Genomic DNA, 14,046 nt, shown 5'->3' on the forward strand with positions numbered 1-14,046 from the left:
ACAGCCTGCGGCAGCATGGTGAGCGGAAATTTAAACGGGAGTTAAACAATGAGCAATTGGCTGCAGCAAATTCAATCGGTGCTGGCGAAAAAGAGTGGTGAGGGAAAATCCGGTGGATTGAGCGATATGTTGGCACCTGGCGCGTTAGGCGGTCTGGCGGGCTTGCTGGTCGGCAGCAAATCCACGCGTAAGCTGCTGACCAAATACGGCGGCAAAGCCTTGCTACTAGGCGGCGGAGCGGCGGCTGGTGCGCTGCTGTGGAATAAATATAAGCAGCGTATCCGGGAAACTCATCACGATGAGGCCGGTTTCGGCCAACTGCAAACGCCGATGGATCAACGCGCTGAACGCTTAGTGACGGCGCTGGTTTTCGCGGCAAAGAGCGACGGTCATATTGACGATGCCGAGCGCGCGGCGATTGAACAAAACATTCAACAAGCCGGCTATGGCGCACAAGCCGAAGCTTTGATTCAGCAGGCGATGAACCGTCCGCTGGATCCTCACTGGCTGGCGGCAGATGTTAAGAACGAAGAAGAGGCGCTGGAACTCTATTTCCTAAGCTGTGCAGCTATTGATGTCGACCACTTTATGGAGCGCAGCTATCTCTCCGCGTTAGGTGATGCGCTAAAAATTCCGCAAGATGTACGCGATGGTATCCAGCGCGATATCGACGCGGAAAAAGCCGCGTAATATGCTGCAAAGGCTGCGTTCGCAGCCTTTATTTTTGCTGGTTGGTTTATCCTGCGCTGGGTGATGATGCTTGCAGCTTGGCATCATGCGCGATTAGTGCCACGCTTGCTGGATATTGTCTTTCAGGGAGAAGAGCCTAAATGAATCAGCCCAACGCGAAAAAAATTCCCCATGTGATGAGCCTGCACGGTGAAACGCGCACCGACAATTATCACTGGTTGCGCGATGACGATCGCGAAAATCCTGAAGTGCTTGCCCACCTGCACGCTGAAAATGATTATGGCCGCGCGATGATGGCCTCGCAAAATTCGCTACAGGATCGGGTGCTAAAGGAGATTGTCGATCGTATTCCCCCGCAGGATCACTCGGTGCCGTATGTGAAGAACGGTTATCGCTATCAAAGCCGCTATGAAGTGGGTAACGAATATCCAGCCTATTTCCGTCAACCGATTGAGGCACCGCTTGATGAGCCGTGGCAACTGCTGCTTGACGGCAACCAACGTGCGTCCCACAGCGACTTTTACACCATGGGGGCGTTGGCAATTACGCCGGATAACCAGGTGATGGCGCTGGCGGAAGATTTCCTTTCGCGCCGTCAATACGGCATTCGTTTCCGTAATCTGCAAAGCGGCAGTTGGTATCCGGAAGTGCTGACGAATGCTTCCTCCAGTGTGGCCTGGGCCAACGATTCGCGCACGCTCTATTACGTGCGTAAACACCCGAAAACCCTGCTGGCTTATCAGGTATGGCGTCACGAATTGGGGCATCCGCAATCTGACGATCAGCTGGTGTACGAGGAAAAAGACGATACTTTCCATCTTAGCGTGCACAAAACCACGTCAGAGCACTTTATTCTGGTGGCGTTGTACAGCACCACCACCAGTGAAATCCTGCTGATCGATGCGGAATATCCCGATGCGCAGCCGCAAACGTTTTGTCCGCGGCGTCGCGATCACGAATACAGCATTGACCACTACAACCACCAGTTTTATATCCGCTCGAATCGGGATGGCAAAAACTTCGGCCTATACCGCAGTGCGTGGCTGGCCGAAGCGCGCTGGCAAGCGTTAATTCCAGCGCGGGACAACGTAGTACTGGAAGATTTCCAGCTGTTCCGTCATTGGCTGGTGGTGGAAGAGCGCCAGCACGGCGTTAATACCTTGCGTCAGATTAACTGGGAGAGCGGGGAGAGCTTCGGCATCGCCTTTGACGATCCGGCGTACGTGACCTGGCTGGCGTATAACCCTTCGCCGGAGAGCGACACGCTGCGCTACGGCTATTCATCGATGACCACGCCGACGACGCTGTTTGAGTTGAATATGGAAACGGGCGAACGTCGCGTGCTGAAACGCACGTCGGTGCCGGGCTTTAAATCAGAGGATTTCAAAAGCGAGCATCTGTGGATCACGGTGCGTGATGGTACGGAAGTCCCGGTTTCGCTGGTGTATCACCGCAAGCACTTCCAGCGTGGCAACAATCCGCTGCTGGTTTATGGTTACGGCGCCTATGGCAGCAGCATGGATGCCAGCTTTGGCACCAGCCGCATCAGCTTGCTCGAGCGTGGTTTCGTCTACGCGATTATTCATGTGCGCGGCGGCGGTGAACTCGGTCAGCAGTGGTATGACGGTGGCCGCCTGAAGAACAAAATCAACAGCTTCACCGACTTTATCGATGTCACCGAAGCGCTGGTGGCAAAAGGTTACGGAAATCCACAGCGGCTGTACGCCATGGGCGGCAGCGCCGGAGGGTTACTTATGGGTGGTGTCGTGAACATGGCACCGAATCTGTTCCACGGTGTGGTGGCACAGGTACCTTTTGTGGATGTTGTGACCACCATGCTCGATCCATCGATTCCGCTTACTACCGGCGAATACGATGAGTGGGGCAATCCCGAGCAGGAAGAGTTTTACCACAGCATCCGCCAGTACAGCCCGTATGACAACATCGAAGCAAAAGCCTATCCACACTTGCTGGTTACCACCGGGCTGCACGATTCTCAGGTGCAGTATTGGGAACCGGCCAAGTGGGTGGCGAAACTACGCGAGTTAAAAACTAACGATTCGTTGCTGTTACTGTGCACCGAGATGGATTCCGGCCACGGCGGTAAATCGGGCCGTTTCAAAGCCTATGAAGGCGTGGCGCAGGAGTTTACTTTCCTGATAGGCCTGGCGCAGGGGAGCTTGCCAGACCGTACCGATTACTGATCGCTTTTAACGTACTTGCGAAGCGCCTGCCGCAACGGTGGGCGCAAATCGCGCACATTTTCCAGCACCCAGCGCAGATAGCCGGGATCTTTACGCGCAATGCTGCCAATGCTTTGACCGCGATACTTCCCGAACGGGAACACATCACCACTCACGGCTGCCGGTTGGCACAAGTTCGCCATCTGCTCGGCGTTCCAGCCCGACGTTTCCATAATGCGGATCAGTAGCGCGGCGGTGACGTAGCAGTCATACAACGCGCGGTGTGCATGCAGCTCGGCTGGAGGTGTGACGTCCAGCTTCAGGCTATGACGCAATGCTTGATTGCCGTATTTGATGCCTGGCCACAACTGACGCGCCAGCGTCATGGTGCAGATCCATTCGCCCGGCATGGTTGGCAGCATACGGCGATCAAAACTGGCATTGTGCGCGACATAATGCGGGCTGCCGTGATAGCGGCCAATCGCTTCTTCGATAGTCGGTTTGCCAACCACCATCGCTTCAGTAATACGATGCACCGCCATCGCCTGGCGGCTGATCGGGCGGTCCGGGCAGATCAAATCACTCATGGGATTGACGATTTGACCGTCAATGACATCCACTGACGCCACTTCAACCACGCCGCCTTGCAGGCCACAGGTTTCGGTATCGATAACACGTAACATAGATTACTTCTGCTTAGGTTCGTAGGGCAGGCGTGACAGGCTGAGCGATGCCTGGCGGTAGTTCATCAGACGTTGACGAAACCATTCACGCAGCGCCTCTGGTTGCTCGCGCTCCACCATTTCGGCAATCACGGGCATATTGTAGCGCTCTTTAAAAGCCACGCCCGCGGCGGCCAGATCGACATTCACTTTGTCTTTCTCTTCCTGCGACAGCAAGGCAAGGTTTTGACTCATACTTTCCTCCTGATAATCAGGGGCAAAAGTAATGGTTTCGGACCGAGGGATCAAGGAAATTGGATCGCACCGCCAGTCTCGACACCTGCGGATCGGCGGCGTATCCTGCTGCCACGTTTGCGGTGCACTGCCGCAGTTAAAAGGGAAGAAGTGATGAAGAAAACTGCGTTTACCCGAGTTGTGGCGCTGTTGCTGGCGTCATCAACGCTGGCCTTCAGCCAGTTTGCGCTGGCTCATGCTCACCTGAAAACGCCGGTTCCGGCGGATAAAGCCGTGGTGGAGCATTCCCCGCAGAATTTAACGCTGACCTTTACTGAAGACGTTGAAGCCGCGTTTAGTGGCGTAGAAGTGCTCAACGCGCAACATCAACCCATGCCGGTGGGGAAGGCCAGGCTTAACGACAAACAGCACGATCAGCTGATTGTACCGATCAGCCAACCGTTGCCGTCGGGCAACTATCAAGTGAACTGGCATGTGCTGTCTGTTGATGGCCACAAAACCAAAGGCAGCTACGCATTTAGCGTGAAGTGATCAATGAGTTTGAGCACGCTGTGGATTGGCCTGCGGGCGCTGCATTTCTTGTCGGTGTTACTGCTCGCTGGCAGCGCCTGCTACACCGCGCTGCTGGCACCGCGTCGCTATCGCCTGGTGCTGGCGCAGCGTTTAGATTTTATTTTACGTACCAGCGCGCTAGTGAGTTTGCTCAGCGCCGTGCTGATGTTAGCGACACAAACCGGTTTGATGAGCGGTGACTGGCGAAACGTTAGCGATAGCGAGACGTGGCGCGCTGTGCTGAATACGCGTTTTGGCATGGTCTGGCGCTGGGAAATTGTCTTCGCACTGCTTGGCACGCTGGCACTATTGCTACGTGGCAGCCTGCGTCAGCAATTGCTGCTTGTTAGCGGTGTATTGCAACTGATCGCTCTGGCAGGCGTAGGACATGCAGCAATGCGTGATGGCTGGGCCGGCATGCTGCAGCAAGCAAACCATGCGCTACATCTGCTTGCCGCCGCGTTCTGGGCGGGCGGTTTACTGCCGCTGCTGTTACTGATGCGTGAAGCACGACAGATCGAATTCCGTGCCGATGCTATTCGCTGCATGATGCGATTTTCCCGCTACGGACATTTAGCCGTTGCGCTGGCGTTGTTCACTGGAATCGTTAACAGTCTGCTAATAGCCGGTTCACCGCGCGATTGGCAAGTTACACCGTGGAGCGAGCTGCTGGTGGTGAAAGTGCTGCTGGTATTGTTGATGATCGCTATCGCGCTGACCAACCGCTATCTGCTGGTTCCGCGTTTCCGCCGGGCGGCCAGTCATGCATCGCATCTGTTTATTCGCCTGACGCAGCTAGAGCTGCTGCTGGCCATTATTGTTATTGGGTTAGTGAGCGTGTTTGCCACACTCTCACCGGCCTGAATGTGTCATTAAAGAAGATGAAATGAGGTCGATATTTTGCTGAAGAAACTGATTCCAGCTTGCGTATTGATGGCGCTGTGCAGCCAGGCGATGGCCGCACAGATTATTACCGTCAGCCGTTTTGAGATTGGCAAGGACAAATGGCCCTTCACCCGTGAAGAGGTGATGCTGACCTGCGAAAAAGACGGAGCGCTGTTTGCTATCAATCCCGGCACGTTATTGCAGTATCCGCTCAACGATAAAGCCTACGCGCGCAAGACCGCCGGGCAGGGCACGCTGCAATCCATCGACACCATCGTGGCCGAAGACAAAGCGCATCCAGGTCAGAAAATGAGTCTGCAGCCGATCGTCGATCGCGCACAGCAACTGTGCGGCAAGTAATCTCGGTATAAATCAGGCGTGGCGCACATTTCTTCCGCTACGCTTGTTCTCAGGTTATGTCAACGCGATCACAGAGTTGATACCTTTGCTTACCGAACAGCGCAGTTGGCTGGAAAACCACCAATCCTGGTCTACCATTAAATGGCAAGGCGTCCTCGCCTGCAAAAATGCCAACTTTTAGCGCACGGCTCTTAAAGAGCCATTTCCCTGGACCGAATATAGGAATCGTATTCGGTCTTTTTTTATGTCTTTGATTTATAACGTAAAATTAAGGGGTGTCCCGAAATTTTCCCGAAATAATCATATCCGGCCTATACCATTACATATTCTTGACCGCGGGAATCCAAATACTTTTTGGTCATTGCGATGTTTTTATGACCGAGCAATCTTTGCGCAAAATCCTCTTCATTTCCTACAGCGTATAACCGACTTGCACATCAACGCTTAAACCTGAATACGACCGTGCACTGTCCCAATCTTCCAGAATGTTGTGGAGCAGGTATTGTTCGCCAACTTTAATTTCTTCAAGTTCTACACGTATTACTTGTACTGTGATTTTCATCCATCGCCCTCTTGTCAGTGTTTACTGGCCTAGCGCCTCACCGATATCCCGGTTCATGCCGAAGTATTTTGCTGTTGTCATTCTCGGTCGTCCGTTCTGCTTCCGCCGCGCTGCACACCGCCGTGATGTTGTTCATCCATAACAACGCTATTTGAGTCAAATTTCCCGCCACTGTGCTCGACGTCACCGATCATCTTTCCGCCCCATGTAAACTCAAACGTTCTGGCTTTCAGATGCGCTGAGCATTCAACCTCTGGCGTACTCAGCAGGATTTATACTGCAGACGCATTTGTTGTGGTCTGAATACCGATTGCTTTGAGCGCACCCGTGTCCGGCTCGTACTCAATCACCTCGCCGTGATTGAGCGACCAGTTCACCGCGTCAGCAGATGCGGATGTGGCGGGTTTGTCTTCAGAGAAGATAGATGCCAGGCAGCACAAACCCGGTATCGAATTCGCTGCCGAGACACAAAACAAGCACCTGCTCACTCACCGATGGCGTATTCGACGAGCGGATTTTACCCGCACGGGCGGTAAGCCAGTGAAGCCAGCCGGTAGTGTTATTCCCTGTATCCACGCGGCATAACCCATCGTCCAATTTTAAGGCGGACACGGTACCAATGCGGATCAGGCTGCGCAGCAGGTGCAAGATTTCAGGAATTTGATCGAGTGTATTCATGTAGGTAGGATGAATGCGGCAGCAAGTAATGACAATATTGCGCTGTCTGCTCATAGCTGAACGAATAAACTTGATAAATTTGACTCAAGGACGCGATAGATATGGAAACAATACACAACATTTCCGGTTTTAATAAAAATGAGAAAATTGAAAAAGCTTTCCATTTTTTCTCAGAAATGAAATCAACCAAAAAACATTTCACCGTCGCTGAAGTGACCAAAAGAACGGGCTGGGGAAAGAGCACGGTTCAAACTTATTTAACGAAAAAGTGGTCTACCTTCATCATTAGAGATAATGACGGGCTATTTGTTTCAGCAAAATTCGAAAACTTTAGCCTTACTTCTTTTATTAAGCATCATAGCCAAAATGAAAATATTCCAAGGAGTTTTTACGAGAATATTTTGGAGAAATCCATATCTGCTTGCATCACTGCCATTGAAGTTTACAATAAACCGGACTTCAAATTCAGAGAAGAAAGCTTTTCAATCTTAATGATTAATGCTTGGGAGCTGATATTAAAGGCAAGAATACTATCCCTCAACGGAGATGTAAAAGATTCAATATATCTTAAATCAAAAGGTGCTGTCGAAACCACAGAGTCTGGCTCACCAAAAACGATAAGTATATCCAAAGCCATCAATATTCTCAGTGCAAATGGAAATATAAAAAACATTGTAGTTGATAATATTAAACTATTAATAGAAATTCGCGATCATTCAGTGCATTTTATCCATGATGATATGTCCTTAAGCACAAAGATTCAGTGCATAGGAACTGCATCGCTAAAAAATTATATGACATTAGCTATGGAATGGTTTGACTACGATTTTAGAAAATATAACTTCTTCCTCATGCCAGTTTCTTTATACCATTTGAGTGACATAGAAAGCTTCAGTGTTTCTAACAACTCAGCCGAAAACCTTAAGTCTTATTTAGATAAGATGGAAGAATCGCATAAGGATGATAACGATCCTAACTTCAGCATATCATTACGATTATCGACAAAATTAATTAAAACGTCATCCGATGAATCAATCGAATTCATGATGACTAACAATCCCAAAGCAACATCCATAACTTTCACTGAAGAGGACATTCTCAAAAGGTATCCTCTCACTTATGACGCGCTCACTAATAAGTTAGGTATCAGATATAGCGACTTTTTAAGAAATTCAAAATTCTTTGAGTTACTAAGACAAGTTAAATCTGAAGGTGAAAAATATTGTCGAGAGCGTAGATTAGATCCATCCAATCCAAATAGTGTTTTCAAGTTGTTCTATAGTGAAGCAACGTTCACTTTTATGGATGCTCACTATAAAAAGGTCTAAATGGAATTTAGTGAGGTATGCTATGAGATGTTCCTCAATCATCTGCAAGTCGTATTTATTAATACTTGGCAGCAGTCGCTGCTCATAATGTACTTCTTTGCCGTTACGGGAAGGTCGACGCACCACCCGGTCAACGAACTCAACTACCGCCTCATCGGAGGTCGCCCGCGCTTTTATGTATTTTGCGGTGCGGAATTTGACGAACATCTCGCGCTTCACCCGTCCCTTCTTGTTGTTTATCGGTTGCGACTTAAGCAGTTTAAACGGCGTGCCGTCAGGTGCCTGCTGGTGTTTGATATTCTGCTGATGGCTGGCGCGCAGTTTCTTCGCAATGCTGCGCGCCATCTCATTACGCGAAGATGGCGAAAAATTGCCAATCAGCGCATTCAGCCGGTCATTGACCTGTTGCAGGTCGTTCATGGTTTACACTCGCTGATAAACGCGCTTGGCGCATACAGACAGATGAACCGGCCGCGCGCGAAATCAAATATTCGCCGGAGGTGAAAACCGCGATGGTGATGGAAGCGAAGGTCATCATCAGCATCGGACGATCCGAATACGACGCGAGCTAGATGGATATCACACAGTCGTTTATGGCGATCCGCAAAACCATGACCACCAGCGGCGGCGATAGCCCTTCATTAATAGAATTCTACTGATGAGCAAACGCAAAGGCCGCAAGTGTTTACCGCTACAACACAGCACGCACATAACGCGCCGAAAACACAGCAGCCTTTTGAGACGTTCAGCTTCGGTGAGCCGACGGTAGTACTGGATAAGTGCGACATCATGGATTACGAAGAGTGTATTCACAACGGCCGCTGTTACGAGCCGCCGGTCAGCTTTCACGATCTGGCTAAAAGCCTACGCTCGGCGGTGCATCACAGTTCACCGCTGTATATGAACCGCAACATTCTGGTTTCAACCTTTATCCCGCACCTGCTGCTAAGTCAGCAATAGTTCAGTAAAATTGCACTGGATTACCTGGTGTTTGGCAACGCATTTGCCGAGCTGCGCTGTAACTCTCTCAGTCAGCCGCTGCGTCTGGAAACGTCATCAGCTAAATATACGCGTCGCGGAGTAGAAGAGGGCGTGTACTGGTTTTTGAATGAGTTGAAGGAGGCGCACCAGTTTGAAGCGGGTCAGGTATTCCATCTTATCGAGCCGGATATTAATCATTTGGGCAGGTCGTCTCTCTGCCCAACCAACTAAATTATCTGAAAATTTAAATATCAATAATTCAGTTTTTTTCGCTTCTTAAACCGGAAAATAAATTTTTTCTAAGATCATTTTTTTCCTCTTCACTCATGATCCTATATTCATCCGAACCAATTGCTTTAAGTATTCCGTTCCGTAACTCCATGATATCACCCAATTGTGAAGAAAACTTATCTAGATCTGAAAAGTCAAACCTAAAATATGGCAGTCGATCTATTAGTAATTCAGCCTTATGTTTAGAAAATGCGCTTAGCTTTTTATCACTTGAATTTATATCGATCTCGATTTTCTCCACGTCCTGCCAGATATCACTTAATTGCTTATCGAAATCATTGCCAGCAAAACCAATGTTTACATGTGCGCCGATAAGCTTTACACCTTGGCTTTTTTCTTTAATTTGTTTGGTAACTATTTTTAATTCTATCAATAAAGACGAGATGGATTTCTTTATTCTCTCATAGTTATTTTTTTGATAATCAAAGTCGATTCGACTGAAATTTAAATTGATTATCTGTGCTGAAATAACGTCGTCATCAAGTGAAACGTTTTCCCAGCTATGAGAAAATTTATTTCTAACTTTCCTTAAGATTTCCAAGTCTTTATATTGTTTTTCATCTATTAAACCCAGTGAAAAACAAGCTTTTATCCTGGATGAGAAGGTGCCTAAAGGAGCATTGAAACCTTCAATTAGCTCTTTTGAGGCTTTATTTTTAAGCATAAATCTCGCCAGCATTTTTCCTAGTGAATCCTCTGAAAAAGCAGCTAAAGACAAAACTAGCCCTCTTTCATCTAGGTTACCAAGATTCTTGTTTAGTTGATTCAGGTCAGCAAAAACATCATCTTTGTCGTCCTCAACATACTCCATGAATATACTCCAGTTTCAATTTTTAATAGTTTGAATAAGTAACTATTCCATTATTCGGCACAATTTCCAATTTAAAACTACCGTTCACTTAAGATTTTAGCTTGTATATATGTTTCCACATCTCGCGCGCAATGCTTTCCCCGCCACGCCTGCCCGCTTTGTGCATCGTTTTTAATGCATCTGCGTGCCTCACCTCATACTGCGCCAGCCGTGGGCAGAAGGGCGATAAGCGATCCTGTTTGGATCATGCAAAATCACGCCTCTACATGCGTTCTGCTGCAGCATCAAAAAAGCCACCGAAACGGTGGCTTAGTCGCAGTGCTGAAACTACTAGCGATCATTCTACCTGGCAGTAAATAGCGTCCTGATAAAGTGAGGTGTCAATCGAACCGGCCATGTCACTGATCATCGACAGTGCCATTTTTAATTAATCTTCCTTGCAGTGTGCGATGAGTGATACGTCGGCTACAAATTGGATTCTGGCAACTGTCTCGCTCAGATTATCGATGCCCATCAGCTAATTAACTCCTTATCAATAAATATACTGTATGTATAAACAGTATCCTGGCGTTAAGGAATCGTAAACAATCGCATGGCACGGATTTGTCCGACCGATGGATTATTGAACATTACAGCTTTTTCGATGCTGGGCGGCCAATGCCTCGAACCGCTGCAGGGCATTAGAAGGTTTTCTACGTTCAACGAAAAGATGGCCGCTTGTTCCACTCCAGAATATTTGCGCGCCAACTTTGGGCTTATGCCCCATCATCATGCGTGTAACTTCGCCTTCGGAAAGGGTAAGACATCATAAAAGCTGTCTTTGAGCTGTGCAGCAAATGAAATCATGACTGCACCTCAAACCACGACAAACGACGCGCTAAGACCGCTGATCGCATCGACTGTTGAAGACAAAGCCGAGATAGCCTATCTGCGCGCCTGAACGGCCAGAGCGGTCAGGGTTAAACAACGAATGCCACTGTTAACATTTTGCAGCAGGCTACGTTTGCAGCTAGCGCTCAATTGCTTAGTCGAGATCGCGCCAGCCGCTAACTGACCAACCTCAGCGGTGATTTTCATCACACACAGCGGCAGCTCGTCGTCTTCCATGTCGTGTGATGAAGCGAATTTACGGCAGGCATCGTCATAATGCGCAAGGGTAGAAACCTTGAAATCAAACATGTTTGAGATGCTCTCAACTTGCAAAATAAAATTAGGGTTTGATGTAGCGACATTTTATTGCTTGTTGGCGATTCCTCTCGCGCCAAGCAGCGACATTGATTAGCGGATTGCCATGTTTGGTCATGGTGGTTTCAACCACTTCACCGGTCTTCTTGTTAGTGCGGTTCTGCGTATATGTGAAAGATGGGGTAGGAGCGAGTAGCACAGCGCCATTAGCAATCCATTTCTCAACTACTGACAGGCTCATGCGGTTGGCTGAGGCGAAGTCTTGCTTAGACATGGTCGGTGAAGTGGCAAGCGTGACAGCTTTGTTCACGGCGTCATTAACCACTTCACTAAGTGCTGGCATTAAAATCGCGGCGACATTGGCAATAAAATCTTGAGATTGCACTAAGTCAAATGCGTTCTGGCTGTTTGCATTTTCAGTATGCATAACGCAGTATCTCCAGTAGTTAAGTGTGTTCTACGGTGTTACATGTGGTCTGTACATACGTTAGATCACAATTGTGCTCATTTAAACTACTTTTGTGGTTGGTTATGTATGTCTAACTTCGAGTCGAATGCTCAAGATGTGATTGAGAGACTGCTTTCAGCCTATGGCGTAATGACACAACGTGCCTTGGCTAAATCTCTTAATGTCCCGTCAAATAACGTAAGTGCGTGGTCTCAACGTAACAGCGTACCGGGTAGTGCAATCATCAAGTGCGTACTTGATACCGGCGTAGATCTTCAATGGCTTGTGAATGGGGAATTTGCAAAAGCAAACTATGAGCGAGAGGTTGAACTGCCTTCTGGTGAGCGTCTTTTGAATGAAATCACCTCTAATGGAGGAAAAGCGGTGTTGCGCAGAATCTTGGATGCATACGGATTCTCACTTCAAAAACAGCTTTGCGAGCTTCTTGGAATTTCATCGGGGACGGTTAGCACTTGGGTAAGAAGAAACTATTTTCCCGGTGACGTCGTAGTGGCGTGCGCATTAGAGACAGGTGTCGATCTTCAATGGCTAGCGACAGGAAAGGGCAGGCGGTATACAGACACTAAAAAACAATCAATTAGCAATGCTATTCCGCGCAAAAATTTAGCAGCTGGCATCCTGCAAGATGCTGGTCTGTGGGAAATTAATCTCGGCTTTATCTCTCATAATCTTATTGAACCGGTCTTCATATCGTGCAGCAACTCTGCATGGGTCGTTGACATGAATGTTGGCGAGATTAGCAACGGACGTTGGCTGTTGGGGATTGATGGTAAATACGATGTTTACGATATTGCTCTTTTGCCCGGTCATAAAATTAGCGTCACCAATAAGGGTACAAAATTTATTAGCGGTGCAAATGAGGTAAAAACATCGGGTAAAGTCGTGTGTACAATTGAGTTTAATTATTAATAAGAATCAGTTTGAGAGAAGTCTGCGTAAGCTCCTAAAGATGGGCATTACAATTTTCAAATAAGTTAATTTTTAGTCTTGTGGTGGGGTTATGGCTGGAAAAAGACATCATTATATTCCTAGGTTTTTGCAGCGTGGTTTCCTAAGCAGCAGTTCAAAAAAAGAATATACTTATGTATATCTGATTGATGGGGGAATTAGACCGTCTAACATAAATAATGTTGGCGTAGAGGGTTTCTTTTATTCAGTGGATGGAGAAACTGATTTAGACGATTTATTCACTGATCTAGAAAATGTTTATGCCACGACTATAAATAAAGCAAGGCACTCACCATTAGGTGATATAAATGATATTGACTTAGCAAATATTATTTCTCACCTGGAAATACGAACCAATAATTTGAGAGAAAGTTTTTATACTTCAAGCAAAGAGTTTTTAGAGAAGATGGTTGATTCTTATGTATCAATAGATATCATTAAGCCATTGATATTAAAGGAAATAGAAAGGCGTGCTTACACTGGCGGTGCTATAGATGACCTATTTGAAAAAATGGGTATTCCTGAACAATTCCGGCAAACGATGTTTGATGTAATTAGGCCGCTGTTGGAATCAAATTTAGAACATCACTTGAATTCATGTATGGCTCCAATCAGGGAATCATTTTCTTTAGCGATAAATACACAACTGAAAAACGTCATAAAGAAAGGTCATGTCAGTGGAATGATTAACTTTCCTCAAGATAATAAAAAATTAGAAATATATAAAGACCTTGATTTTCAGATCATTAAAACTGATTTCGATATGATCTTAGGTGATTCAATAGTTCTTTTTGAATTTGATAACATGGAAGAGTTTAAACCTTTTTTTGATATTAAGAATTCATTAAGGGCGATATATTTTCCAATTTCATCAGATATTTTAATTTATGCTTCAAAAAATAATTATCAACCGAAGTTAAATATTTTGAATGAGATGTCTGCAAAATGTTCAAACGAATTTTTTATAGCTGCTGAAAATAATCCTTATTTTGCAAAATTTCAAAGTCTCATAGGGACAAACTGCGCTCTTTTGACAGATGCTGAGATGCAACTGATTCTTGCTGAAGTGATTCAAGAGGAAGCATCTAAGTATCCGATGTAGCCATCCCATCGCCAATTTCTTTTGTAATTAATTGATTTTATTATGGTTGTTAAGTATTTGGTCTTTTTTTTCTGCATACCTTTGCCATCATTTATCATTCATTA

General features: G+C 47.0%; 14 protein-coding genes and 3 pseudogenes. 10 read left to right on the plus strand and 7 right to left on the minus strand.

Annotated features, from left to right (window positions below):
- The first annotated feature begins 48 nt into the window (after nucleotides 1–48).
- Together WFL93_RS12255 and WFL93_RS12260 are read left to right on the plus strand one after the other, a co-directional pair.
- Nucleotides 49–690 (plus strand): tellurite resistance TerB family protein, encoded by a 642-nt coding sequence (locus tag WFL93_RS12255; protein ID WP_336778240.1) that lies wholly within the window; start codon nucleotides 49–51, stop codon nucleotides 688–690.
- Nucleotides 691–830: 140 nt separating this feature from the next.
- Nucleotides 831–2,894: a prolyl oligopeptidase family serine peptidase gene (locus WFL93_RS12260; protein ID WP_336778241.1), complete on the plus strand. Its 2,064-nt coding sequence runs from the start codon at nucleotides 831–833 to the stop codon at nucleotides 2,892–2,894.
- Here the strand turns inward: WFL93_RS12260 and exoX are convergent.
- A complete protein-coding gene (gene exoX / locus WFL93_RS12265) occupies nucleotides 2,888–3,556 on the minus strand; it encodes an exodeoxyribonuclease X (RefSeq protein WP_007889578.1) in 669 nt (222 codons plus the stop codon). The genes WFL93_RS12260 and exoX overlap by 7 nt on opposite strands.
- 3 nt (nucleotides 3,557–3,559) lie before the next feature.
- Complete coding sequence (locus WFL93_RS12270) at nucleotides 3,560–3,790, minus strand: DNA polymerase III subunit theta (RefSeq protein WP_007889579.1); 231 nt, start codon at nucleotides 3,788–3,790, stop codon at nucleotides 3,560–3,562.
- A gap of 153 nt (nucleotides 3,791–3,943) precedes the next feature.
- On the opposite strand from WFL93_RS12270, the gene copC reads away from it, so the two are divergent.
- Genes copC through WFL93_RS12285 form a run of 3 tightly spaced genes read left to right on the plus strand, consistent with a single transcriptional unit; the run spans nucleotide 3,944 to nucleotide 5,587 of the window.
- Nucleotides 3,944–4,321, plus strand: coding sequence for a copper homeostasis periplasmic binding protein CopC (gene copC / locus WFL93_RS12275; RefSeq protein WP_049852080.1), 378 nt, complete (start codon nucleotides 3,944–3,946; stop codon nucleotides 4,319–4,321).
- A gap of 3 nt (nucleotides 4,322–4,324) precedes the next feature.
- On the plus strand, nucleotides 4,325–5,206 hold the full coding sequence (gene copD / locus WFL93_RS12280) for a copper homeostasis membrane protein CopD (protein WP_336778242.1): 882 nt from the start codon (nucleotides 4,325–4,327) through the stop codon (nucleotides 5,204–5,206).
- A gap of 33 nt (nucleotides 5,207–5,239) precedes the next feature.
- Nucleotides 5,240–5,587 carry a YebY family protein gene (locus WFL93_RS12285; RefSeq protein ID WP_036620970.1) on the plus strand — a complete coding sequence of 116 codons (348 nt, stop codon included), beginning with the start codon at nucleotides 5,240–5,242 and terminating at the stop codon, nucleotides 5,585–5,587.
- A 639-nt stretch (nucleotides 5,588–6,226) separates the two neighbouring features.
- Here WFL93_RS12285 and WFL93_RS12290 read toward each other — a convergent pair.
- Nucleotides 6,227–6,827, minus strand: a pseudogene (locus tag WFL93_RS12290) (phage baseplate assembly protein V).
- Nucleotides 6,828–6,928: 101 nt separating this feature from the next.
- Here WFL93_RS12290 and WFL93_RS12295 point away from each other — a divergent pair.
- Nucleotides 6,929–8,155 carry a DUF3644 domain-containing protein gene (locus tag WFL93_RS12295; RefSeq protein WP_336778243.1) on the plus strand — a complete coding sequence of 409 codons (1,227 nt, stop codon included), beginning with the start codon at nucleotides 6,929–6,931 and terminating at the stop codon, nucleotides 8,153–8,155.
- Here WFL93_RS12295 and WFL93_RS12300 read toward each other — a convergent pair.
- Nucleotides 8,066–8,575, minus strand: a complete 510-nt coding sequence (locus tag WFL93_RS12300; RefSeq protein WP_336778244.1) for a phage virion morphogenesis protein — start codon at nucleotides 8,573–8,575, stop codon at nucleotides 8,066–8,068. The two genes, WFL93_RS12295 and WFL93_RS12300, sit on opposite strands and share 90 nt — an antisense overlap.
- A gap of 47 nt (nucleotides 8,576–8,622) precedes the next feature.
- Here WFL93_RS12300 and WFL93_RS24295 point away from each other — a divergent pair.
- Nucleotides 8,623–8,790 (plus strand): annotated as a pseudogene (locus tag WFL93_RS24295) (phage terminase large subunit family protein); the annotation flags it as partial.
- A 23-nt stretch (nucleotides 8,791–8,813) separates the two neighbouring features.
- A pseudogene (locus WFL93_RS12310) lies at nucleotides 8,814–9,331 on the plus strand (phage portal protein); the annotation flags it as partial.
- A gap of 64 nt (nucleotides 9,332–9,395) precedes the next feature.
- Here the strand turns inward: WFL93_RS12310 and WFL93_RS12315 are convergent.
- The 3 genes from WFL93_RS12315 to WFL93_RS12325 form a co-directional block, all read right to left on the minus strand.
- Nucleotides 9,396–10,238, minus strand: a complete 843-nt coding sequence (locus WFL93_RS12315; RefSeq protein ID WP_336778245.1) for an MltR family transcriptional regulator — start codon at nucleotides 10,236–10,238, stop codon at nucleotides 9,396–9,398.
- A gap of 924 nt (nucleotides 10,239–11,162) precedes the next feature.
- Nucleotides 11,163–11,417 carry a phage regulatory CII family protein gene (locus WFL93_RS12320; RefSeq protein WP_336778246.1) on the minus strand — a complete coding sequence of 85 codons (255 nt, stop codon included), beginning with the start codon at nucleotides 11,415–11,417 and terminating at the stop codon, nucleotides 11,163–11,165.
- A gap of 31 nt (nucleotides 11,418–11,448) precedes the next feature.
- Nucleotides 11,449–11,850 carry a hypothetical protein gene (locus tag WFL93_RS12325; RefSeq protein WP_336778247.1) on the minus strand — a complete coding sequence of 134 codons (402 nt, stop codon included), beginning with the start codon at nucleotides 11,848–11,850 and terminating at the stop codon, nucleotides 11,449–11,451.
- Nucleotides 11,851–11,958: 108 nt separating this feature from the next.
- On the opposite strand from WFL93_RS12325, the gene WFL93_RS12330 reads away from it, so the two are divergent.
- Nucleotides 11,959–12,801, plus strand: coding sequence for a phage repressor protein CI (locus WFL93_RS12330; protein WP_336778248.1), 843 nt, complete (start codon nucleotides 11,959–11,961; stop codon nucleotides 12,799–12,801).
- Between the two features lie 91 nt (nucleotides 12,802–12,892).
- Nucleotides 12,893–13,942, plus strand: coding sequence for a DUF4238 domain-containing protein (locus WFL93_RS12335; RefSeq protein ID WP_336778249.1), 1,050 nt, complete (start codon nucleotides 12,893–12,895; stop codon nucleotides 13,940–13,942).
- The last annotated feature ends 104 nt before the right edge of the window (nucleotides 13,943–14,046 follow it).

The organism is Pantoea sp. USHLN256, from assembly GCF_037149875.1.
Taxonomy (GTDB): domain Bacteria; phylum Pseudomonadota; class Gammaproteobacteria; order Enterobacterales; family Enterobacteriaceae; genus Pantoea; species Pantoea nemavictus.